Here is a 21,057-nt window from a genome sequence, read left to right on the forward strand (position 1 = left end):
CCATAAGGATTATACAATATATTTTGTGAGAGGAAGATACATAATGAAAAAAACGTTTTTGGGTACAATTAGCGGCATAGCTTTAACATGGATCATCGTGGGGTGTGGAAATGAGGAGGCTGCATCAGGAAGTGAAGAGGGAGATGGTACGCCCCACGTTCTGGACCTGGCTACTGTGGTTACTGCACCTCATCCATGGATTGATATGGCAGAGTATTTTGCAGAAGAGGTAGAGGAGAAAACAGGGGGAGATGTGGAGGTCAGAATCCACCATACAGGTACCCTGGGAGATGACGAAGGGAGCATTGATGAAATGAGGCTCGGAACGGTGGATTTTGTAATTGGCGGGACACAAAACGCTGCGCCTTTTCTCAGAGAGTATCAGCTGTTCAGTCTGAGCTATTTATTTGAAGATATGGGTCATTTTCAGGAAGCCATCGCTCATGACAGCGAACTGACAGAAGAGTTTAGAAATCTCCATGATGAAAGGGACTTAGGGTTTAAACTTCTTGCTTTTGCAGGTGGAGGAACGAGGAATCTGGCTAATAGCATTGGCCCGATTGAAGAACCGGAAGATATAGCAGGGCTCCAGTTACGTTTACCTGATTCCCCATTAGAAAGTAAAATATGGTCAGAATTAGGTGCAGTGCCTACAAGTCTTCCTTGGAATGAGATTTATTCTGCTGTACAGACAGGTGTGGTTGATGGCTTTGAAAGTACATTGAGCGGCTTTAAAGGAAGTAATTTAAATGAGGTTACTGATTATTTAAGTGTTTCTGAGCATCAGTTTATGGTATCGCACTTTTCCATGAGCACCCTCACCTATGAACAGCTACCTGAAGAGTATGCAGAGATCATAGAACAGGTTGCGGTAGAAAGCGGGTATATTGGGACGGAGAATGGAATCGAGTATGATGAGGAGATTCTTGATGAGCTGGAAAGTCTTGGAATGGAAGTGAATGAAGTTAACAAAGATGCCTTTATTGAAATCCTGCAACCACTGCATGAGGAATTAGCTGAAGATATTGGTGCGTCAGAATTGCTTGATATGATACAAAACCTGAATCACCAATGACCGTTAAAGGAGAAGTCATCAGATGAAAGTAATTAAAACATTCAATGACTGGGTAGAAAAGGGACTGATATCATTATCAGTTTTGTTATTTATCATTTATATCAGTTTAATTTTACTTCAGGTGGTTTCAAGAAATTATTTACACTTACCTGTTTTGTGGGCTCAGGAAGTAGCGATCTTCTGTTTTTTATGGACAATTTTCCTTGGTGCTGCGATTGGCCTCCGGCAACGCAGGCATTATTTAGTAGAAGCATTTCCAAAAAAGATGGAAAAGACAAATCACAGCCTTTCATTAGTGGCCCACGTGTTAATCTTATTTTTTGTCTATGTGCTAATTACCGGAGGATACGATTTTGCGAGAATGGGATTAACGAGGTTATCAAATGCGCTGGAGATTCCTCAGGCATATTTGTTTGCCAGTATTCCTGTGTCCGGATTAGTGATGTTCCTGTTTATTATCGAGCTTATTTCAAATGATGTAAGGGCACTGTTTAAAAAGGGGGCTGACTGATTGCAATGGATCCGTTAATCATCTTGCTGTTAAGTTTTTTTGTTTTAATCATCCTGAGAGTTCCGATTGCTTTTGCCCTTGGACTGTCATCCATGCTGACGATCTATACACTTGGGCTCCCTTTTACGACCATTGTGAATCAAATGTATTCCAGCGTAAATTCATTCCCGTTGCTGGCAGTCCCGTTATTTCTATTATTAGGACGGCTGATGAATGATGGGGGAATTACAGACAGGCTTGTGAACTTATCCAGTTCTCTGGTCGGTCACATTCGTGGCGGACTTGGACACATTAACGTGACAGTAAGTATGATGTTTGCAGGATTATCGGGGTCTGCAGCAGCAGATACGGCAGGAGTGGGAGCAATGATGATTCCTGCTATGAAGAAAGCGAAGTTTGATCCAGCCTTTGCAGTAGCCCTCACAGCTGTTTCGTCTACACTGGGTGTCATCATTCCACCAAGCATATTAATGGTTATTTATGGGGCAGTTGCCCAGGTGAGTATCGGAGCATTGTTCCTTGCGGGAGTCGTACCCGGGATTTTAATCGCTGTTATGCAGATGGTCTATACATACGTCCTGGCAGTAAGAAAGGGTTTTCCTGCTTCCCCTAAAACGAGTGTCCGGCAAAAGGGAATGGACCTGTGGAAAGCATTGCCCGTCCTGCTTTTGCCAATCATCATCATCGCAGGGATCACAGGTGGAATTTTTACAGCTACTGAAGCAGCTGCAGTCGCTGTGGCTTATGGATTTATATTAATGATTTTTTACCGTTCCATAAACTTTAGAAAACTCCCCGGAATTCTGGCAGATTCTGTTGTGAATTATTCGTTGCCGATGATGGCAGTGGCAAGCGCTGGAATCATGGGATGGTTAATCGCCATGTTAGGTGCACCGGAGATAATTGCAGGTTTTATAACAGGAATAACCACAAACCAGACAGCCGTGTATTTGCTCATTGTTCTTTTCTTACTTGTGATTGGCACCTTTTTAAGTCCGGTTACAAGCGTAATTATCTTTATGCCGATCATTCAGGAGTTAGGGCAGGTAGCCGGGGCTCATCCTCTTCACCTTGGTATTATTGTGATTTTGACGTTGTCGTTAGGTATGGTTACACCTCCATATGGAATTTGTCTGTTGATTGCTACACAGATTGGGGAAGTGAGTACGCCTAAAGCTTTCTTAGCGATACTTCCTTTAATTGGCATTACACTTGGAATCATTATTATTGGATTATTAGTTCCCGACTTGTTCATGTTTTTACCGAGAATGCTCATGCCGGATGTTGTGGTTTATTAGCTTTATGGATCGAGTATGAAGGTCAGGGGGACTTGGAGTTCAAAGTATACATTTAAAAAGTTGTAAAAAAGATAAACAGGGGGATTTGTATGACTTTAAACAAACAAAAAGAAATTGAAGATCGCCAGAAACAACTTGGTGAAGTCGTTCATTCATTTGAGATTAACGCTGAAAGGCATGACCGGGAAAGAACTTTTCCTTTTGACAATATAAACGAATTAATCAGGATAGGCTATCCTTCCTGGACGGTTCCCGAGAATTTTGGAGGAGCGGGGATTTCACTTACGGAGATGCTTCAGCATCAGGAAACAATTGCAAGAGCGGATGGCCCCACCGCGCTCTCCATTGGATGGCATATGGGGATCACAAAGCATCTGGGTGAGAATCGAATATGGGATAATAAAACCTACAAAGCGTTTGCAGATGATGTTTTTTACCATGGTGCATTATTGAATAATGCCGCCTCAGAGCCGGCTACTGGGAGCCCAACCCGAGGAGGGAAGCCGGAAACAAGAGCAGTAAAAGACGGGGATAGATGGATTATCAATGGTAGAAAGAACTTTACTACCATGGCCCCAATCCTTACCTACTTTGTGGTAAGTGCATCAATCGAGGGTTCTGACCGGATAGGGAATTTTCTTATTAGAAGAGAATATGATGGTGTTGATATTGAGGATACATGGGATTCAGTTGCGATGAAAGCAACAGGAAGCCACGACCTGGTGCTGCATGATGTTGTCGTAAATGAATCAGATTTAGTTGAGTATATTTCACCTGGCAGGAAAGAGCCGGCGGGCTGGCTGCTTCATATTCCTGCCTGCTATATTGGGATTGCAAGAGCAGCGCAGAGGTACGCAACAGACTTTGCTAAAAATTACTCACCTAATAGTATAGAAGGAACGATAGCAGATCTTCCTAATGTGATACAGAAGATTGGGCAGATGGAGCTGCTCGTTTTAGAAAGCCGGCACTTCTTATATTCAGTGGCGGAAAAATGGGACCGAAGTGACCTCAATGTCAGGCAAAGTATGAAAGCTGAATTAGGTGCTGTTAAATTATCAGTTGTAAACAAGGCGATGGAGATTGTTGACTTGGCGATGCGTATTGTCGGAGCAAAAAGCCTGTCGGAAACAAATCCACTTCAACGATATTACCGGGATGTAAGAGCCGGGCTTCATAATCCCCCGATGGATGATATGACAATTAACCAGCTGGCAGTGGATTCTATTAACAAGACAGAAAAGAGATAATTGATCGATACAGATGCTCAGGATACACATATCCTGGGCACTTTTTGTTGCTCTTAATATTAGAAAAATATGTTAATATTTAGAGAGGCAGTTTGCCAGACTTTCCAACATTCATATAACAAAAATTAGGTGAAACTCTGGAACAGCCAAAACTGGATATTCCAAAAACGGTGATGGAGAAAAGGGTTGATGTGGGTAGTTTATTGGTTCTAGCCTTCACCGTCGTATATGTAATCGTTATGTGGAAAGCCCTGCCTGACACTATTCCCATTCATTTTAACCTGCAAGGAGAATCGGATGGCTGGGGAAGCCCCGGTACGTTATTTATTTTACCGTTGATTACGGCGGGACTGTGGCTTGGGATGACAGTTTTGGAAAAGTATCCTCATACATTTAATTATCTGCATTTGACCCGGGAAAACATGAGATTTCAATATGAGAACATGCTTATGCAGGTAAATGTGATGAAGAATTTTATCGTTGTCTTTTTTTGCTGTCTGACATGGGTAATTGTAAAATCAGCTGCGGATGGCGGTTTGAACCGGGGTTTTTTACCCGTTATGATCGGTGGAATTGGTGGAACTTTTGGGATCATTGGATTCTTTTTAGTTCGTTCATTGAGAAAGGGGGAAAAAACATGAGCAATAAAACGAGGATAGTTCTCAGTTTTATAGGCAGTCTGTTGGTTTTGGGCGTTGGAATTTACAGGCTGGCGTTTGAAGGTGTAGACGGAGGCTTGCAAATTATCGCGGTTGTCTTTGTGGTTGTGGGAGTGCTCGGTACTTTAGGTAATATCAGTGAGTGGAAAAAAGTAAAAACGGAAGAAACGAAAAGGGGATAATGGCTTTGGACAGGCAGGTAGCAGTGATCACTGGAACGAGCAGCGGCTTCGGGTATCTGACTGCACTCGCCCTGGCAGAAAGGGGATACTGTGTAGTCGGGACGGTCCGGGATGAGGAAAGTAAACAGAGACTTCTGAGGGAAGCGGAGAGCCGGGGCTGCGGAGATTGTCTGGCAGTTTTACCACTCGATGTGACCGATTTCAGACAAGTGAATGACGTGAGGGATGAAGTTAAAAAGCGTTATGGGAAAGTGGACGTGCTGATTAATAATGCAGGCTACAGTCTAGGTGGAATGACGGAGCTTGTGGACATGAATGAGTGGCGCGGGCAGATTGAGACCAACGTTTTAGGCGTGGTAGGTATTACGAAAGCGTTCCTGCCGATGATGCGGGAGCGGAGAAAAGGAAAAATTATTAATCTAGGAAGCATAAGCGGAAGGTTTGGGTTTCCGGGCCTTGCTCCCTACGTAACTTCAAAGCATGCTCTTGGTGGTTTCAGCGAGTCGTTGAGGCTGGAACTGCTGCCGTTCGGTATTTATGTAAGCCTGATCGAAGCCGGTTCGTTTAAAACCCGGATTTGGGAAAAGGGAATGGCAAACGTTACGGTTGAGAAGGATTATGAACAATACATAAGTAAGTTATATGTAAATGCCGAGAAGACGGTGGAGAAGGCTGCCGATCCGCTGGATGTGGTGAAGGTAATTGAGAGAATCTGCGGGTCTGAAAAGCCGAAATTTCGCTATCAGGTCGGAAAAGGAGTCGGGCTAGGCATTTGGCTGAAGAGTGTTTTGCCCTGGGCTGTGATTGAATGGGCAGTAAAAAGGAAGATGAAGTAGATGAGAGACTTTCAGAGGGGGAGGTGGGAATGAATCGTGAAGCTGCCGAGGTGCTGGTCGTGTGATTATTCGTTTTTGTGGAAGGAATTGCTCGTCACAGGGTTCAGAATAAAGTGCCCGAACTGTGAAAAGGAGCAGTTTGTGACGGCTAAAGCCAGAAAGCGGAGTGGTGTTTTTGGGCCGCTTGTGGTTGTTCTTATGTTTGTTTTGATGAACGGGTTCAGTCTGAATGTGTGGCAAAGCTTGCTGGCCGGGGTGGTTTTACTAGCTGTCATCCTGTCTTTTTCCCCTTTTGCTTATGACTTTACTGATAAGGATGAGCCTTTGTTTTAGCAGGTGAATTGGAGCTTTTATTCTAATGATCTTTATTTATATGACGGGTTTTAGTATGCGGGGCGAGGGGAGCTGTTAAAAAATGATTGAATACAAAACGGATTTGGAAGGTATTACGGAAGAGATGCTGGATGGTTTTTTTGTTGGCTGGCCCGATGCACCGAGTAAAGGGACGCACCTTAGGCTGCTGGAGAGCAGTGATAAGCGTGTCGTTGCGCTGGAGCGGGAGCGCGGAGTGGCAGTTGGGTTTATTACAGCTGTTTCAGATGGTGTCCTCAGTGCATATATCCCTTTTCTGGAGGTGCTTCCAGACTATCAGGGAAGAGGGATTGGAGAGACGCTCGTCAAGAAAATGGTGGAGGAGTTGGATGGCCTGTATATGATTGACCTCATGTGTGATCCGGAACTGCAGCCTTACTATGAACGTCTCGGCATGCAGCGATCACACGGGATGGTAGTCAGAAACTATCAGAATCAGTCCGGAAGGTAGAGAGAAGAGTTTGGGAAAGGGTTATTGTGATTTTTTTCACAAGGGGTCTGACCCTGTGTGATTGAATTCACAAAAATGAGAGAGGGGCATGGGAGAATGGAGCGTATGTTGAAGATGTTTTTAATTGTGTTTGGCTGTATTTTAGGCGGGTTGATTTTGATCGGTATATTGTCTATCTATAGCGGGCCTGTTGGTGAGGAAGAGGGTCAGGTGTTTTTTCAAGGTGCGGGAGCTGTATCAGATGAAATCCGGGTGTAACTTAGATTATATGTGCAGGATCATTGAACATTGGAGAAGAGAGGCTGGGGACAATGCTTTTTAAAAAGATGAATGCCGGGGAACAGGAGAGTTGGAGGAACGCTGTGATTTTTGGTTTTTACGTGCTTTTATGTTTATTATTTTTGGATCAAATTTATGTGCTTTCTACAGGGGAAAGCTTGCTGTCAACGATGGTGATTTTTTGGACCGGCCTTGGTATGACCTTCCTTTGTCACTGGTTGTTAAACTGGCGGATGAGGCGTGCCGCTTAGAGAGAAAAGTATTTCTTGACTGAAAATTCCATTTTGTGGTAACCTTTAACTATATTGTAATACAATGTAGTTGAGGTTTCTTTTTTTGTCTTTCTACCTTGTATAGCAAGGGAGTGTTGGCGCTTGAGTTCGAGTCAGATGTTAAAGGGCATTCTTGAAGGCTGTCTCCTTTCGATCATCGGCAAGGGAGAAACCTACGGATACGAAATGATCGAGAAGCTTGATGGTTACGGCTTTACCATGGTCAGTGAAGGGAGTATTTATCCGCTTCTTTTGCGCATGAAAAAAGAAGGGCTTGTCGTGACGAGTCAGAAATCCCTTCCATCAGGAGGTCCGAAAAGGAAGTATTACTCGTTAACCTGTCAAGGAAAAGAGGAGTTAGCCGCTTTTAAGAAAAGATGGATCGAGATGTCGGGAAGTGTAGAAAAGCTATTGGAGGAGGAAGGGTAAGGTGGATGTATTATCTCAGGAAAGTAAGAGGTTTTTGGAGAACGTAAAGCTGTATCTCACGATGAATGGCAAAAAGGAAAATGAAGTGGAAGAGATTGTTGAGGAACTGGAGGATCATCTGCTGGAGGCTGAACGTAACAGAAAAGATGTGTCTCATATTACGGGTCTAAGTCCAAAGGAGTATATGAAAGAGCTTGCGGGGGAGATGAGTTTTGACAGGAAGGGAATGCTCAAGCTTGTATCCTTTTTTCTTGCCGGTGTGATGCTTATATTGTTTTAGGCGATGTGCTGACCGGGGGTGCAGCGTATTCTTATTTTGCTCTCATCGGTTACCCGGTTTCTGCACTCGCCTACCTGCTTATCGTTGCTACCGGAATGAAGTATATTTCTTCTAAAAAATTAACAAAAAAACAGGGGATGTCGGTGTTTTTAATTCTGGGAATAATACCGGGATTTCTGATGATAGGTATCCTGGCAGTTGAGATGTTTATAACTGCGCCGGACGTGGTCTTTTCAAGGACAGGTAATGTGATTGCAGGCATCATCAGTGTTCTGACGTTTATCGTATTCGCCATTTGGACGAAAACCTGGGCAGGTATTGTCATACCGATCATGCTGTTTACCCCGGGTCTTCTTCTTCGATTGACTTCTGTTGGAGATGAAACAGCACTCATTTCAGGGTGGATTGTTAGTATAACTGGGATCGCAGTCTATCTCTATCTTGTCTATCGAAATGAAAAGAAGAAAGAGTTTGCACGCTCATAGGTGAACAGAGGGTCAGACCCCGGGAAATTATTTCCCGGGGTCTGACCCTCTGTTACGTTTTTCACAAGCATTGTATCTTAGTACATTTTTATACGAATGCGTTTTGTTAGTTTGCGGATGGCAAAGAGGATCAGGGTGATGAGTATGATCGATGATGCAAGGCTGACTATTACTGATGCGCCTTGGAATTCGACAGGAAGTAATCCTGCGACTGGCTGTGGAGTATTGAAATTCCAGAAAAAGTCGGTTACAAAAACGAGAATCAGAGCAGCTGCTATAGTGGCAAACCCGCCTGAAGCACCGTATCCGTAAAATCCTGCACTGATCAGCCACCCGGCAAGAAAGTATATGAAGATGACGAGAATGTAGGAAATGACTGTTAACACCCATTGCGGTTCTGTTCCTCCAATAGTTGATAAGGTGACATTATCAAACAGAGTGGTGAACCGCTCTGTAAAGGCAAGAAGCCATGTAACGACTGCGGTGATGATTATAATGGATACGGCAAGTGCGATGCCTGAAAGAGAAGTGGCCAGGAAATAAGTTCTTCTAGTAAGCCCCTGTTTTACAAATAATGTGAGGAATGCAAAACAAGAGAGAATCCCGCAGACGAGCATAAAGATTGTAGCTGTTTGAAACACAAAGGTAAGAAGGGACATTTCTTTTACTTCAGGTTCTGGAACAAATGAAATCACAAGTATATAAACAATATAAACGATCGGCAGGTACCAGGCAGCCCATTTCATCTGAGTCGAATAAAGGGCAGTTGAGGCTTTCTTAATTGTGTCATTCATTTATTTTCCCTCCTCATCTTTGGTAAGTTGAATAAACAGATCGTGAAGGGAGACGGACCCTATTTCAAGACCTGCTCTTTGTGCATTTGCAAGCTGCTGTTCGGATAAAGAACCGTAAATCATGACAGACTTTGTCCCGCCAAGTCGCTGTGTGCTTAAGGTTTTCAGGTCTTTAACAAAAACATCTATGTTTTCGGAAGCTCCGGTAACTGAAAAACCTTTGCTTATAAGGTCTTCGATCGGTTCATGAGCAATGAGCTTTCCTTTATGCAGAATCAGGACTTCATCAAACAGGTATTCCATTTCAGACACTAAGTGAGTGGACAAAATGATAATCCTCTGGTGCCGGGCCTGCTCTTCAAGTACTTCCTTGTAAAAGAGGTCCCGGGTCGGTGCATCCATACCAAGATACGCTTCATCAAAAATGGTAACGGGAGACCGGCTTGCCAGTCCGATTGTGACATTTAAAGCTGACTGCATCCCGCTCGACAGTTTTCCAAGAGGTTTATCCAGGGGCAGTTTAAAGAGCGCTGCCAGTTCATTTGCATAATCCATGTCAAAATCAGGGCGGAATAGCGTCGCTAACTCAAGATATTCTCTACCGGTATCGTATTCATGGTCGTTATCTTTTGTATTATAAATAAAGGTTACCTGAGGCATAATCTTTTCATTTTCAAATGGATTTTCACCGTCAATTTTGATTTTTCCCCTATCCGGCTCCTGATAGGATGCCAGCAGGGAAAGAAGGGTGGTTTTACCTGCACCGTTTCGTCCGATCAAACCATAGATTTTACCCGGGTCCAGGCTGAAAGAAACATTACTCAAAGCTGAAAATTCTTTATTTTGAACCGAAACACCCTGCGCCTGAACATTAATGGTCATTACGATCACGTCCTTTTAAATCTTGGATTAAATGTGTTATATCTTCATCAGACAGACGAAGCTTTTTTGCTTCCTCAATCATAGGAAGAACAAAATCATCTGCAAATGCTCTTTTTCGCTGCTCTATGAGCCTTTCTTTCGCTCCTTCTGCTACAAACATCCCTACACCTCTCTTTTTGTATACAATTTCTTCGTCCACCAGAAGGTTAATCCCCTTTGAAACCGTAATATGGTTGACCTTGTAAAACTGAACCAGCTGGTTCGTCGAAGGAATCTGGTCGTGCTCTTTCAATTGATCATTAACAATTTGGTCCGTTATCCGGTCCTTGATCTGTAAAAAAATCGGCTTTTTATCATCAAATGACTTCCGCAAATCCACCATCACCACCTATTCGTAAGTACATGTCTGTCAGTGACTCCTATATGGTTATATAGTTATGTATATAACTATAATAGATGCATGTCTGTCTGTCAATTAATACTTCACGGAGGGTAAGACCGGTCTGAGCCTGTGTTACGTTCTTCACATACTGTTGCAGGTGAGTGTGGTGTTGATGTGGAACTTATAGAAGTTGGTTTTATTGAGTGGGGAGTGGGATGGTTAATGGCTTCATTTAAACAGTGCGAAAGGTTGCTTCGTTACTGTCAGATTTTAAGCGTCCATAGTTTGTAGCTGGGGGCTGGGCAGTGGATCTTCACTTGGGAAGGCGGACCACGGAGCATCATGATGTTGAGGTTGCTGTTTTCAGAGAAGATCAGAGGGCTGTGAGAAACTATTTGAGTGACTGGGGGTTTAAGAAAGTTAGTAAAAGGACAGTTCCTTCCCTGGTATGAAGAGGAGGATCTGCAATTGCCGGTTCACGAAATTCATGGGAGAAACCGGGAGAATGAAGAAGTGGAGATTCTTCTGAATGAATCAAAGGATGGGGTTTGGACATTCAGGAGGGCCCGGTAACAGAAGTGTGGAAATGCAATGAAGGCGGTACCTTATTTAACCCCGGAGATTGTTCTCTTATATAAAGCAAAGAATCCCCGGCAGAAAGATGAAGACGATTTTAATGCACTTGCAGGCATTGTGGCAACCGAAGAAAAAAGTTAGCTTAAAAAAGCGTTACAGATACATCAGCCAGATCATTCGTGGATTGAACGGCTTACATTATTTACATAATTAATCCAAAATAAAAAGCAGGAATGTTATGATAAATATCCGTTGAAAAAAGAGGATCTTGTTAAATATTTCACAATTATGCTAGGGGGATTGGAGAGTTGAAACGGAGTACAATTTTATTTTTCATCTTGTTTTGTAATGTTTTCTATGTGATGAACTTTGTTTACAATATTGTCTTGAACCGTCTGTTTCATGTTGGGGCGGGGAGTGTTTCAAGTATGATTAGTTTATTTGTCCTTTTCCTTGTGGTAGTTCCTCTTGCCTTGGTGACTGCAAAAAAGCTGACGGAATTTTTCATTCCGAAGAGTGAGGTGTAGCCCGGTGGTTGTTAAGGAAATGGTGTCATTGTCAGACATGAACCACCTGCTGGAGGAAAGTGAAAAAGAGGGCTTCAGGTTTTTACGGAGGCTGGCAGATGACTATGACACAGGGTCAAACAGATTTAATGAACTCGATGAGATCCTTTTAGGAGTATATTCAGGTTCCGGACAGCTGGTGGCCATTGGCGGATTAAATCGCGATCCTTTTTCAGGTGATCAGGCTGTCGGCAGGATCAGAAGATTTTATGTGTCTTCTGAATGGCGCGGCCGGGGAATCGGGAGGCTGCTTCTAAACGAACTGATTAGGCACGGGAAAGAGCATTTTCATGCCTTTACATTGTTTACGGATACTCCGGAGGCGGATAAGTTCTATATATCATGTGGATTTAAAAAAGGTACGGCTTTTTCGAAATCTACGCATTTTTATCTTGTATGCCAAGAAAGTGATTTTACTTGAGGAGGTAGAAATATGGATATGAAAGACATTCCGTATTTTACGAAAGCAAAAACGGTCAGGGAGGTTACAAAGGGGTTTTCCCATGATAAAAAGCTGGTGATCGACGAGAAATATCTCGTAAGGATTTTTTCCGCTGAGGAAGGGAGCGATGCGAGGAAGAAAGAGTTCGAAACAATTAAGGCTCTCTCTGCTCACTCAGCGAGAGTGCCCGAGGCAATTGAATATGGCTTTTTGAACAAAACGGGTGAAGGGTACATGGTGTTATCGTACCTTCAGGGGGTAGATGGGGAGGCGGCACTGCCGTGTCTGTCGGATAAAGAGCAGTATCAAATCGGGTTTGATGCGGGGAAAGAACTGAAGAAGCTGCACAAACTGAACGTGCCAGATCACATTGCACCTTGGGAAAAGGTGAAGAAAAAAAAGAGCGACCGCTACCTTGAGGAGTTAAAAACAATCCCCGTGGCGGAAGAACTGAAGGAAATGCTGGCGACTTACATAAAAGAGAACGAGTTTCTGATACAGGGGCGGCCGAACCGTTTTCAGCACGATGATTTTCATCCTTCGAATCTTTTGATTCACAACCACTCGTTCTCGGGAATTATTGATTTTCAGCGGATGGACTGGGGGGACCCCGTTCATGATCTCTATAAGACCGGCTTTTTTTCCAAGCAGGTGAGTGTTCCGTTTTCACGGGGGGGAGTGGACGGGTACCTGGAAGACTGGGGCGATGATACATTCTTCTGGGAGCTTTATGCCTTGTACAGTGCGATGCACCTTGTGTCTGCACTCGTCTGGTGTGTAAAACATACACCCGATCAGTTTGACAAATTTCATAAATACTCTCTGGAAGTCATCGATGACCATAACGGATTCACGAAAACCATCCCCTCATGGTATAGGTAGAAAGTAGGGTCTGACCCTTCGTGAAAGGGTGCACAAAAGCTGTGCAGCCTTTGTCAGCTATTTCTGTATATAATAATCTGTTACTGACATGTTAATTAACTCTTTTTCGTATTCAGGTGTTTTTGAGTCTTTGATCTCAGTCAGGATTTGTGACAGTTTTGAGATGGTAATGTCATCTTCTTCGAGCACACTTACTCTTGATAGGAACACTTCTTCTATGTCTTCATAGACATCCCAAAAACCATAGAAAGGATAGAATCTGTGGGAATCAAATTCATCAGGGTTCTGTTTCTGCCATTCTGTTTGAAGTTCCCTGATCGTAACTATATCAGCTTCATTCATAGTAAGAGTGCCTTTCAGATAGATAGCTTTACCGTTTTGCAGCTTTCCCTTCCACCTCAATTTGTCCTCAGTTCGTTCAGTTGAGGTTATAAGAAGTTTATCATCGGTTGTAATTAATATATTATTATAGTGAGAGATTAATATCTCTTCATTTGTTCCTGAAAAAACAGATTGGTCTTCATAAATGTAATAGTGGTCATACAGCCCCTCTAATAGGACATAACATACGATTGTAAGGAGACCTGCAATGCTGTTAACTAAGATTCTTTTGAACTTGGTTGTGGTCCCATCGATCAATTTCTTAGCTATAAAAAAGAACAAAATTCCGAAAACAAACAAAAATCCCGTTTGAAGAAACGGATATAAAAATCCAGGAATCTGAAAAGTCACGCCTATCACCTCAACCTAGTTAAAATCACCTTCACTTCCCTGATTTTAACATGACTATCTGTAAACTGATCAACTATTTGTGAAAGACCACACACAGGGTCTGACCCTGTGTGTGGTCTTTCACAAACTGTGGAAGATAAAAACCCGGGTTATTCGAGAATTTCCCAGGCTGTGAGGTTGATGTTGAATGTGTCTCCGTGTGGAAGGGAGGACTTGATATCTTGTATTATCGTTTCAATAGTATCGTTGGTCAGGTCTGCAGTGGAAGTGGATGATAAGGCTTCGGTTAAGCGGCTTTCCGCTTGTTTTTCAAATACGTCACGAAAGAAGGTCGTTGATGAAAAGTAAGGGCCGGCGAGCTCAATGCCTTCAATTGCCCAGTCTGTATGCATGGAACTGAGGTTATCAACAGGATGGCGGTCAGCCTGAAAGGAAAGCTGCATGGCCACAGTGAGGGCATCACTCGTCTGAAACTCATATTCTTTTGATTGATCGAGTCTTCGGGAAACAAGAATCACCGTATTTTCATCGCTCGTGACAACAATGTCATTTTCCCTCTTTGGCTCAAGGATGTTCCCTTTTCCGCTCAACACGACTTCATCCGAAGCCACATAATGCTGCTCGAACTGGCTTTGGATCAAAACAAGGCTTATGAACGTGCAAATCCAAATGGCAGTAACGGGTCTCCAGCCGCGGGGGTTTCCGGTTAATTTATAGAAAACATAGGTCCAGATCATGCTGAATGAAAGTGCTAAAATGACGATTAATCCCAGCCGCATCACAATGTAAAGCCAGACAGGAATAAGAAAGGTCATGGTTTTCTCTCCTTATCGCTTCAGATGGTAACATTAATTCCCATCTCTTAAGTATTCCCCATTTTGCAGGTGCCCCAAACGGTTACCTTACTTTATGCGAAAAAAGGAAAAGGAATAACTTTCCGGCATGACTGAATACTAAGGATAGGTAAAAGATAGGGGGGATCAGTGTGAAAACAGCTTACATAAACGGTCTTTTTTTTACGGTAAATGATAATTACGATGTATATGAAAATGGCATGCTCGTAGTTGAGGGTAAGTTGATTACCTATATAGGGGAGTACGATCAACAGGAACGGGAGAAAGCAGACGAGGTTGTGGACCTGCATGGGAAATGGGTTTTGCCAGGTTTGGTAAACACGCACTCCCATATCGTGATGACAATTCTTCGGGGGATCGGGGATGACATGCTGTTAAAGCCGTGGCTGGAGCGGAAAATCTGGCCACTGGAACAGCAGTTTACACCTGAAATCGGTAAGACGAGTGCACTACTGGGCGTACTGGAAATGCTCAAATCCGGAACGACGACCTTTTCGGATATGTTTAACCCGACAGGTATTGACAGCGATGCGATTATGGAAGCCCTAAGTGAGACAGGTATTCGCGGGGCTTTTTCCCATACGGTGTTTAGTTTCGGATCAGAAGGTGAGCAGAGGCAGAACCTGAGGGAAGCGGAGCGTTTTGCAAAAACGTACAGAAATGTTGCAGATGGAAGGCTGACAACGATGGTTGCGCCTCACAGCCCGTACACATGCAGTCCACAGGCACTTGAGGAGTGCGCCCGGATAGCAAGGGAGTATGGGGTGATGGCTCACATCCACGTTTCGGAAACGGAAGGGGAAATTGAAGAGATCGTCAGTCGTTATGGCGCAAGACCTGTTGAACATATAAGCAGGACCGGTTTGTTCAACGGGCCGGCCGTCATGGCTCACGGAGTAGTGTTAAATGATGAAGAAAGGGAATTCTTGAGGGAAAAAGACGTGAGAGTAGCCCATAACCCGGTGAGTAACCTGAAGCTTGGGTCCGGAGTGGCTGATGTGGCAGGTCTATTGGATGCAGGCATTAAAGTGGGGATTGCCACAGACGGGGTAGCGTCCAATAATAACTTCGATATGTTCGAGGAAATGAGGATTACAGCTCTGCTGCAAAAAGGAACGCGGAAAAACACCACCATTCTGCCGACAGAAACGGTACTGCGTCTGGCTACAAAAACAGGTGCGCAGGTGCTCGGCATGAATCATACAGGATCACTGGAAAAAGGAAAGCAGGCGGATTTTATCACCATTGATCCAGCGGATAAACCACATCTGCAGCCTGTTAGTGAAGCGAAGTCTCACCTCCTATACGCCGCCGGCGGCCGGGACGTGAGTGATGTGTTCATTGATGGCCGTCAGATTGTAAAAAACGGTGAGTGCCTCACCATTGATGAAGAACGTATCATTAGCGAAATAAACCGACTGCGAAAAACATTAAAAGAATAATGCTAGAAGGCCTGAGAACCCCGTGCTCAAGCCTTTTTTTATTGTCAATAGAACACCGCCAATTGTGCGGGGACAGACCCCTAAACTTTTTTGTGAGATTTTGTAATTTTGATGGTGGAAAAAGTAAAAAGAAGGGTAATGGGTATTTAGTGAGATTAAGACAAAAATTTTGTGGGTCTTTTGGACAGGAGTGACCTGTGAATTAGCCCCTTTCTATTGAAATGACGCATTTTACAGCAGGCGAATAGTCAGATTCACTCACGAAGTTTTTGGATATTTATGTTAGTATCATTTTTGTTAACCATTTTATAAAAGGCTGTTGTTCATTCAAAGGTGAAGCGTCAGAGGGCGGCATAGCTTGTAAAGCCGGGCGGGTCTTTTTTAGAGAACGCGGATTGAAACCAATAATGAACGATAAAATGCCTTGATGAAAATTACATAGCTGGGGGAATGGCGGATGAAGTATCGTTTTTTAGCCGCGGGACTGATAGTGCTGTTAAGTGCCTGCTCATCAGACGCGGATCAGGAAGTCGTGGAGGATGGAGCAACAGAGGAAGAAAATACGGCTGTTGAAGAAGAAGAGAGCGATGAGGCCAATCAGGAAGAAGCTGCCGCTGAAAGAGAGGCGAATGAACCTGAAGAGCCGGAGTATTATGAAATCGAAGACTTGTCCCGGGAACTGACAGATATTGAAGAAAAGTTGATGAGAATGCCGGGCCCTTACCACGGTGATGATTTTGATGCTGACGCTGTAATGGAGGAGCTTTCTCACATCGATGAAAACACGAGCGAGGATGAGGCATTCGAAGCGATTTTGAGCCTCATTCACGAGCCTTATTATGAAGACGTGGAACAGGTTATTGCTTTTAACCCGGAAATTGAAGTCGATTCTGAAACACCGGAAGAAGAGGCACCGGAGGATGAACTTCCTTCAACGTCCCACTTCTCCATTCTGCTTGATGCAAGTGGAAGTATGAACGCCAGAAACCAGAACGGGACGCGGATGGATGAAGCAAAAGAAGCAATTGAAGCTTTTGTCGGAACACTGCCTGAAAACAGCACCACATCCCTGCGTGTTTACGGACATGAAGGTGACAACACCAATGCGGGTAAAGAACTGTCCTGCAGTTCCACAGAAACGATTTATCATGGAGAGACCGATGCAGATGCATTGAGTGAGGTCCTTGATGATGTGGATGCAGTTGGGTGGACGCCGATTGCACAGGCGATTGAAGATTCCCAGGAAGATATACCGGAAGATGCAACAGACGTTATTGTCTATATCGTAAGTGACGGGATTGAAACATGCGGAGGTGATCCTGTAAAAGCTGCGGAGGAACTGGTCGATCAGGATATTGAGCCGATCATAAATATCATTGGTTTTCAGGTGGAAGACGATGATTACCAGAGTCTGATTGATGTAGCGGAAGCAGGGAACGGCGAGTTCACGTTCGTAGATTCCAAGCAGGAACTCGAAGACTATTGGGAAGAAGAATACCGCAGAATGATGGATGCCTGGGATGAGTGGAAGCGAGCAGCCATGGACGAAGTAAATGAACGTAGTGCCGAGCTTAAAGACCAGGCAAATGAGTTGAAAGACTCCATTATGGATAAGTCCGAGGGTGAATTTGCCAATGCACAGGTCATTATTGACAGACTGGTTGAAGAAGAGCAGATTGAATCCTCAGTACGAAGAGACCTGTGGAGCGAATTTTACAACCGCAAAAATGATATTTGGAGCTACGGTTACAATACCGGAGTTGAAAACTGGTCGAATGCCTACAATGAAGGGATCGACAGATGGAGAGAAGTCTATCACCTCGGAAATGAAAAGTGGTCGGAGTACTATAACAAGTAAGGTATTATGAAAGGAGGCTCCCGAAAGAGATGGGAGCTTCCTTTCTTACTGTTTGGACGGGAAAACTGACTCTTTAGTTTTTCAATAGGTTCTTCGGCAGGGTACTATTGCTGGAAGCTATTGTGTTTGATTGAGAGTATAAGGTATTGCAGGGTTGCCGTCCCCTCACTATCAATGTAAAAGTCCAATAGAATCAAGTTTAGGAGAAAGGGTCTTTTATGAAAAAGAGAGATATTTTTTTACTTGCAGTCAGCTGTGTGATCATTGCAGTGATGTTCAGTCTTTCAAGCGGGTACTGGAATGTATTGCCTGACCGTATCCCAAGTAACTTTGGTATCACCGGTGAAGTGCGGTCGTATGGAAGTAAAGCGTTTATATTTCTCTTGCCCGCAATAGGTATCTTCCTTTTGGGGAGCACACTTCCGTTTTATTTTTATCCTCAGGGGATCAACCTTCCTGTGAAATTAACATTTGAAGAAAGAGAACAGATGAAAGACATCCTGGGCCCGTATCTGTTGGTGATAATGGCTTATGCTATGGCACTCTTTCTCTATATTCAGTGGGGGAGCATCCAGGTGGCCGTGGGCGAAAGAGAGGGAATTGGTTTTGGCTTCTACATTGTGTTTATGAGCCTTTTCATTATCAGTACTGTACGGGCGACGAAAAAAGTAAAGCAAAGAGCGGCCGAACTGAGACGCACAGCCTCGGAAGATTGATTAGGCGTTACAATGGTTCATCACATGGGAGAAGTCCCCAAAAGCAGACGCGCTTTTGGGGACTTCTTCATTTTTGTCAAGAGAACACCGCCAATTGTACGGGGACAGACCCCCGAACTTGACCCCCGAACTTTTTCGTGAGCTTTAGTGCTCAAATACTAGTAAACCTCTAAATATATTTACTATTTTTACAATCTTCTGCATATTACTTTTTATTTTGGTGATCATTTAATATAATTACAATGTAAGAACGTATATTGTCTCCAGTTTTAGTTTGTACGATGAAAGGCAAGTTTGTTTGCTACTTACTCTTCTCAAAACAGAAAGGGGAAATACGTATGGACAATGAAAACGTTGGCAAGTGCCCGTTTACGGGTGAAGGTGGTTCTGGTAAATCTTCCAGAGGGACATCAAACAAAGACTGGTGGCCAAACCAGCTTGAATTGAATGTTCTTCATCAGCATGACACGAAGACGAATCCACTGGGAGAAGATTTTAATTATGCAGAAGAATTTAAAAAACTTGATTATGAAGGCTTAAAGAAGGACCTTCTTAATCTCATGACAGATAGTCAGGATTGGTGGCCTGCGGACTACGGTCATTATGGCCCGTTCTTTATTCGTATGTCCTGGCATGCAGCAGGTACATACCGTATGGCAGACGGCCGCGGTGGCGGGGGAAGCGGTTCACAGCGCTTTGCTCCTCTTAACAGCTGGCCGGACAACGGGAACCTGGACAAAGCACGCCGCCTCCTTTGGCCGATAAAACAAAAATATGGAAACAAGCTTTCCTGGGCAGATCTCCTCGTTTTCGCAGGAAATGTGGCGATTGAATCCATGGGTGGAAAGACCATTGGATTTGGGGGAGGCCGGGAAGATATCTGGCATCCTGAGGAAGACGTAAACTGGGGTCCTGAAGAAGAATGGCTCGGGAATAACCGATACTCCGGTGAGCGTGACCTGGAGAATCCTCTTGCTGCTGTACAAATGGGTTTAATTTATGTAAATCCGGAAGGGCCGGACGGGGAACCGGATCCTCGTAAAAGTGCCTACGACATCCGCGATACGTTTAAGCGTATGGGAATGAACGACGAAGAAACCGTGGCACTCACTGCCGGCGGTCATACATTTGGTAAGGCTCATGGCGCAGGAGACCCGGAAGAGCATGTATCTGAAGAACCGGAAGGCTCACTTGTTGAACACCAGGGCTTCGGGTGGAAAAGCACCCACGAAACAGGTCATGGTGCGTTTACAATCACAAGCGGAATTGAAGGAGCATGGACACCGACGCCTACGAAATGGGATATGAGCTACTTTGATCTTTTGTTCGGATACGAGTGGGAGCTCACTAAGAGCCCGGCCGGTGCGTATCAGTGGGAGCCTGTGAATCCGGACGGGGAACATCTGGCACCTGATGCACACGATGCGTCTAAAAAGGTGAAGACAATGATGACGACAGCGGACATGGCAATGCGTGAAGATCCGGAATACAACAAGATCTCCCGACGTTTCTACGAAAATCCGGACGAGTTCGCTGATGCCTTTGCCCGTGCGTGGTTCAAGCTTCTTCACCGTGATATGGGTCCTCGTGACAGGTACCTCGGTCCGGAAGTTCCGGAAGAGGAGTTTATCTGGCAGGATCCGGTACCAAAGGTGGATTACACATTATCGGATTCGGAAATCGAAGAGCTAAAAGGGAAGATTCTCGAAACAGGTCTTTCTGTAAGCGAACTCGTCAAAACAGCCTGGGCTTCCGCAAGCACGTTCCGCAACTCAGATAAGCGGGGGGGCGCGAATGGTGCCCGCATCCGCCTTGAGCCACAGAAGGACTGGGATGCCAACGAACCTGAACAGCTTTCAAAAGTGCTGTCGGCATTTGAAGAATTTCAAAAAGACCTGGATAAAAATGTGAGCCTGGCTGATCTGATTGTCCTTGGCGGTAGTGCAGCTGTGGAAAAAGCGGCAAGAGATGCGGGCTTTGATGTAACGGTTCCGTTTACACCGGGTCGCGGAGACGCTGAACAGGAACAGACGGACGTAGAAAACTTTGAAGTACTTGAACCGCCGGCGGATGCTTTCCGCAACTACCAGAAGAAAGAGTATAGTATAAAACCGGAAGACCTGATGGTGGACAAGGCACAGCTGCTGGATCTGACTGCCACCGAAATGACGGTGCTGATCGGCGGGATGCGTGTTCTTGGTGCAAACCACAGTGGCACTGAGCATGGTGTCTTCACGGATCGTGTCGGTACACTTACGAATGACTTCTTTGTAAACCTTCTTGATATGGGGTTAGAGTGGAATCCAGTAGACGGGGGGATCTACGAAGGACGCGATCGTAAGACAGGTGAAGTCAAGCGTACCGCAACGAGAGTGGACCTCGTCTTCGGTTCACACTCCATCCTTCGTGCTCATGCCGAAGTGTATGCCCAGGACGACAGCCAGGAGAAGTTTGTGAACGATTTTATCGCTGCCTGGGTGAAGGTCATGAACGCAGATCGTTTCGATCTTAAATAAACCACACAAGGCAGCGTGAACTAAGTTCGCGTTAAA

At 44.4% G+C, this 21,057-nt stretch carries 27 protein-coding genes; 22 read left to right on the forward strand and 5 right to left on the reverse strand.

Going from position 1 to position 21,057, the window contains the following annotated elements; all coding sequences use genetic code 11:
• The first annotated feature begins 43 nt into the window (after positions 1–43).
• The 13 genes from JSY36_RS18055 to JSY36_RS18115 all read left to right on the forward strand — a co-directional run bounded on the left by JSY36_RS18055 (position 44) and on the right by JSY36_RS18115 (position 8,379).
• Complete coding sequence (locus JSY36_RS18055) at positions 44–1,075, forward strand: TRAP transporter substrate-binding protein (protein ID WP_205167440.1); 1,032 nt, start codon at positions 44–46, stop codon at positions 1,073–1,075.
• 22 nt (positions 1,076–1,097) lie between these two features.
• Complete coding sequence (locus JSY36_RS18060) at positions 1,098–1,586, forward strand: TRAP transporter small permease (RefSeq protein WP_205167441.1); 489 nt, start codon at positions 1,098–1,100, stop codon at positions 1,584–1,586.
• A 5-nt stretch (positions 1,587–1,591) separates the two neighbouring features.
• Positions 1,592–2,884, forward strand: a complete 1,293-nt coding sequence (locus tag JSY36_RS18065; protein WP_205167442.1) for a TRAP transporter large permease — start codon at positions 1,592–1,594, stop codon at positions 2,882–2,884.
• A gap of 89 nt (positions 2,885–2,973) precedes the next feature.
• Positions 2,974–4,134 (forward strand): acyl-CoA dehydrogenase family protein, encoded by a 1,161-nt coding sequence (locus JSY36_RS18070; RefSeq protein WP_205167443.1) that lies wholly within the window; start codon positions 2,974–2,976, stop codon positions 4,132–4,134.
• A gap of 191 nt (positions 4,135–4,325) precedes the next feature.
• A complete protein-coding gene (locus tag JSY36_RS18075; protein ID WP_205167444.1) occupies positions 4,326–4,775 on the forward strand; it encodes a DUF1648 domain-containing protein in 450 nt (149 codons plus the stop codon).
• On the forward strand, positions 4,772–4,975 hold the full coding sequence (locus tag JSY36_RS18080) for a hypothetical protein (protein WP_122897644.1): 204 nt from the start codon (positions 4,772–4,774) through the stop codon (positions 4,973–4,975). Before JSY36_RS18075 ends, JSY36_RS18080 begins: the two co-directional genes overlap by 4 nt.
• 5 nt (positions 4,976–4,980) lie before the next feature.
• Entirely contained in the window at positions 4,981–5,811 is an 831-nt protein-coding gene (locus tag JSY36_RS18085; RefSeq protein WP_236785122.1) for an SDR family oxidoreductase, read from the forward strand.
• A 36-nt stretch (positions 5,812–5,847) separates the two neighbouring features.
• Positions 5,848–6,144: a TIGR04104 family putative zinc finger protein gene (locus tag JSY36_RS18090; RefSeq protein WP_183163791.1), complete on the forward strand. Its 297-nt coding sequence runs from the start codon at positions 5,848–5,850 to the stop codon at positions 6,142–6,144.
• Positions 6,145–6,226: 82 nt separating this feature from the next.
• Positions 6,227–6,634 (forward strand): GNAT family N-acetyltransferase, encoded by a 408-nt coding sequence (locus JSY36_RS18095; RefSeq protein WP_236785124.1) that lies wholly within the window; start codon positions 6,227–6,229, stop codon positions 6,632–6,634.
• A 57-nt stretch (positions 6,635–6,691) separates the two neighbouring features.
• Positions 6,692–6,892: a hypothetical protein gene (locus tag JSY36_RS18100; protein ID WP_205167445.1), complete on the forward strand. Its 201-nt coding sequence runs from the start codon at positions 6,692–6,694 to the stop codon at positions 6,890–6,892.
• 395 nt (positions 6,893–7,287) lie between these two features.
• Positions 7,288–7,614 carry a PadR family transcriptional regulator gene (locus tag JSY36_RS18105; RefSeq protein WP_205167446.1) on the forward strand — a complete coding sequence of 109 codons (327 nt, stop codon included), beginning with the start codon at positions 7,288–7,290 and terminating at the stop codon, positions 7,612–7,614.
• A 1-nt stretch (position 7,615) separates the two neighbouring features.
• Complete coding sequence (locus JSY36_RS18110) at positions 7,616–7,894, forward strand: hypothetical protein (protein WP_205167447.1); 279 nt, start codon at positions 7,616–7,618, stop codon at positions 7,892–7,894.
• Between the two features lie 5 nt (positions 7,895–7,899).
• Positions 7,900–8,379, forward strand: coding sequence for an HAAS domain-containing protein (locus JSY36_RS18115; protein ID WP_205167448.1), 480 nt, complete (start codon positions 7,900–7,902; stop codon positions 8,377–8,379).
• A gap of 77 nt (positions 8,380–8,456) precedes the next feature.
• Here JSY36_RS18115 and JSY36_RS18120 read toward each other — a convergent pair whose 3' ends face one another.
• The 3 genes from JSY36_RS18120 to JSY36_RS18130 are packed head-to-tail and all read right to left on the reverse strand — an operon-like array spanning position 8,457 to position 10,437.
• Positions 8,457–9,173, reverse strand: a complete 717-nt coding sequence (locus JSY36_RS18120) for a hypothetical protein (protein WP_205167449.1) — start codon at positions 9,171–9,173, stop codon at positions 8,457–8,459.
• The gene (locus tag JSY36_RS18125; RefSeq protein ID WP_205167450.1) at positions 9,174–10,055 is read right to left on the reverse strand and encodes an ATP-binding cassette domain-containing protein; all 882 of its coding nucleotides are present in this window, start codon (positions 10,053–10,055) and stop codon (positions 9,174–9,176) included.
• Positions 10,045–10,437, reverse strand: a complete 393-nt coding sequence (locus tag JSY36_RS18130) for a GntR family transcriptional regulator (RefSeq protein ID WP_205167451.1) — start codon at positions 10,435–10,437, stop codon at positions 10,045–10,047. The genes JSY36_RS18125 and JSY36_RS18130 overlap by 11 nt, the downstream gene beginning before the upstream one ends.
• A 305-nt stretch (positions 10,438–10,742) precedes the next feature.
• Here JSY36_RS18130 and JSY36_RS20550 point away from each other — a divergent pair, with 305 nt between their 5' ends.
• The 5 genes from JSY36_RS20550 to JSY36_RS18150 all read left to right on the forward strand — a co-directional run bounded on the left by JSY36_RS20550 (position 10,743) and on the right by JSY36_RS18150 (position 12,903).
• On the forward strand, positions 10,743–10,889 hold the full coding sequence (locus JSY36_RS20550; RefSeq protein ID WP_336511532.1) for a hypothetical protein: 147 nt from the start codon (positions 10,743–10,745) through the stop codon (positions 10,887–10,889).
• Positions 10,890–11,028: 139 nt separating this feature from the next.
• Positions 11,029–11,154 carry a hypothetical protein gene (locus tag JSY36_RS20755; RefSeq protein WP_272873329.1) on the forward strand — a complete coding sequence of 42 codons (126 nt, stop codon included), beginning with the start codon at positions 11,029–11,031 and terminating at the stop codon, positions 11,152–11,154.
• A 167-nt stretch (positions 11,155–11,321) separates the two neighbouring features.
• On the forward strand, positions 11,322–11,540 hold the full coding sequence (locus JSY36_RS18140) for a hypothetical protein (RefSeq protein WP_205167452.1): 219 nt from the start codon (positions 11,322–11,324) through the stop codon (positions 11,538–11,540).
• A gap of 4 nt (positions 11,541–11,544) precedes the next feature.
• Positions 11,545–12,000 carry a GNAT family N-acetyltransferase gene (locus JSY36_RS18145; RefSeq protein ID WP_205167453.1) on the forward strand — a complete coding sequence of 152 codons (456 nt, stop codon included), beginning with the start codon at positions 11,545–11,547 and terminating at the stop codon, positions 11,998–12,000.
• A gap of 12 nt (positions 12,001–12,012) precedes the next feature.
• Positions 12,013–12,903 carry an aminoglycoside phosphotransferase family protein gene (locus JSY36_RS18150; protein ID WP_205167454.1) on the forward strand — a complete coding sequence of 297 codons (891 nt, stop codon included), beginning with the start codon at positions 12,013–12,015 and terminating at the stop codon, positions 12,901–12,903.
• 57 nt (positions 12,904–12,960) lie between these two features.
• Here JSY36_RS18150 and JSY36_RS18155 read toward each other — a convergent pair whose 3' ends face one another.
• Positions 12,961–13,635, reverse strand: coding sequence for a hypothetical protein (locus JSY36_RS18155; protein WP_205167455.1), 675 nt, complete (start codon positions 13,633–13,635; stop codon positions 12,961–12,963).
• Between the two features lie 149 nt (positions 13,636–13,784).
• Positions 13,785–14,450 (reverse strand): hypothetical protein, encoded by a 666-nt coding sequence (locus JSY36_RS18160; RefSeq protein WP_122897633.1) that lies wholly within the window; start codon positions 14,448–14,450, stop codon positions 13,785–13,787.
• Between the two features lie 170 nt (positions 14,451–14,620).
• On the opposite strand from JSY36_RS18160, the gene JSY36_RS18165 reads away from it, so the two are divergent.
• The 4 genes from JSY36_RS18165 (at position 14,621) to katG (ending at position 21,021) form a co-directional block, all read left to right on the forward strand.
• Positions 14,621–15,931: an amidohydrolase family protein gene (locus JSY36_RS18165; protein WP_336511533.1), complete on the forward strand. Its 1,311-nt coding sequence runs from the start codon at positions 14,621–14,623 to the stop codon at positions 15,929–15,931.
• A gap of 457 nt (positions 15,932–16,388) precedes the next feature.
• The gene (locus JSY36_RS18170; RefSeq protein ID WP_205167456.1) at positions 16,389–17,789 is read left to right on the forward strand and encodes a vWA domain-containing protein; all 1,401 of its coding nucleotides are present in this window, start codon (positions 16,389–16,391) and stop codon (positions 17,787–17,789) included.
• Positions 17,790–18,007: 218 nt separating this feature from the next.
• A complete protein-coding gene (locus JSY36_RS18175; RefSeq protein ID WP_205167457.1) occupies positions 18,008–18,505 on the forward strand; it encodes a DUF1648 domain-containing protein in 498 nt (165 codons plus the stop codon).
• A gap of 338 nt (positions 18,506–18,843) precedes the next feature.
• Positions 18,844–21,021 carry a catalase/peroxidase HPI gene (gene katG / locus JSY36_RS18180; protein ID WP_205167458.1) on the forward strand — a complete coding sequence of 726 codons (2,178 nt, stop codon included), beginning with the start codon at positions 18,844–18,846 and terminating at the stop codon, positions 21,019–21,021.
• Positions 21,022–21,057 lie beyond the last annotated feature (36 nt).

It is taken from the genome of Alteribacter salitolerans, from assembly GCF_016901055.1.
Lineage (GTDB): Bacteria > Bacillota > Bacilli > Bacillales > Salisediminibacteriaceae > Alteribacter > Alteribacter keqinensis.

What these genes read in the sequence shown, in the direction of transcription:
- JSY36_RS18055 (WP_205167440.1), top strand. Translation starts at nt 44, where the DNA reads ATGAAAAAAACGTTTTTGGGTACAATTAGCGGCATAGCTTTAACATGG.
- JSY36_RS18060 (WP_205167441.1), top strand. Translation starts at nt 1,098, where the DNA reads ATGAAAGTAATTAAAACATTCAATGACTGGGTAGAAAAGGGACTGATA.
- JSY36_RS18065 (WP_205167442.1), top strand. Translation starts at nt 1,592, where the DNA reads ATGGATCCGTTAATCATCTTGCTGTTAAGTTTTTTTGTTTTAATCATC.
- JSY36_RS18070 (WP_205167443.1), top strand. Translation starts at nt 2,974, where the DNA reads ATGACTTTAAACAAACAAAAAGAAATTGAAGATCGCCAGAAACAACTT.
- JSY36_RS18080 (WP_122897644.1), top strand. Translation starts at nt 4,772, where the DNA reads ATGAGCAATAAAACGAGGATAGTTCTCAGTTTTATAGGCAGTCTGTTG.
- JSY36_RS18095 (WP_236785124.1), top strand. Translation starts at nt 6,227, where the DNA reads ATGATTGAATACAAAACGGATTTGGAAGGTATTACGGAAGAGATGCTG.
- JSY36_RS18120 (WP_205167449.1), bottom strand. Translation starts at nt 9,173, where the DNA reads ATGAATGACACAATTAAGAAAGCCTCAACTGCCCTTTATTCGACTCAG.
- JSY36_RS18125 (WP_205167450.1), bottom strand. Translation starts at nt 10,055, where the DNA reads ATGACCATTAATGTTCAGGCGCAGGGTGTTTCGGTTCAAAATAAAGAA.
- JSY36_RS18130 (WP_205167451.1), bottom strand. Translation starts at nt 10,437, where the DNA reads ATGGTGGATTTGCGGAAGTCATTTGATGATAAAAAGCCGATTTTTTTA.
- JSY36_RS20755 (WP_272873329.1), top strand. Translation starts at nt 11,029, where the DNA reads ATGAAGGCGGTACCTTATTTAACCCCGGAGATTGTTCTCTTATATAAA.
- JSY36_RS18150 (WP_205167454.1), top strand. Translation starts at nt 12,013, where the DNA reads ATGGATATGAAAGACATTCCGTATTTTACGAAAGCAAAAACGGTCAGG.
- JSY36_RS18160 (WP_122897633.1), bottom strand. Translation starts at nt 14,450, where the DNA reads ATGACCTTTCTTATTCCTGTCTGGCTTTACATTGTGATGCGGCTGGGA.
- JSY36_RS18170 (WP_205167456.1), top strand. Translation starts at nt 16,389, where the DNA reads ATGAAGTATCGTTTTTTAGCCGCGGGACTGATAGTGCTGTTAAGTGCC.
- JSY36_RS18175 (WP_205167457.1), top strand. Translation starts at nt 18,008, where the DNA reads ATGAAAAAGAGAGATATTTTTTTACTTGCAGTCAGCTGTGTGATCATT.
- katG (WP_205167458.1), top strand. Translation starts at nt 18,844, where the DNA reads ATGGACAATGAAAACGTTGGCAAGTGCCCGTTTACGGGTGAAGGTGGT.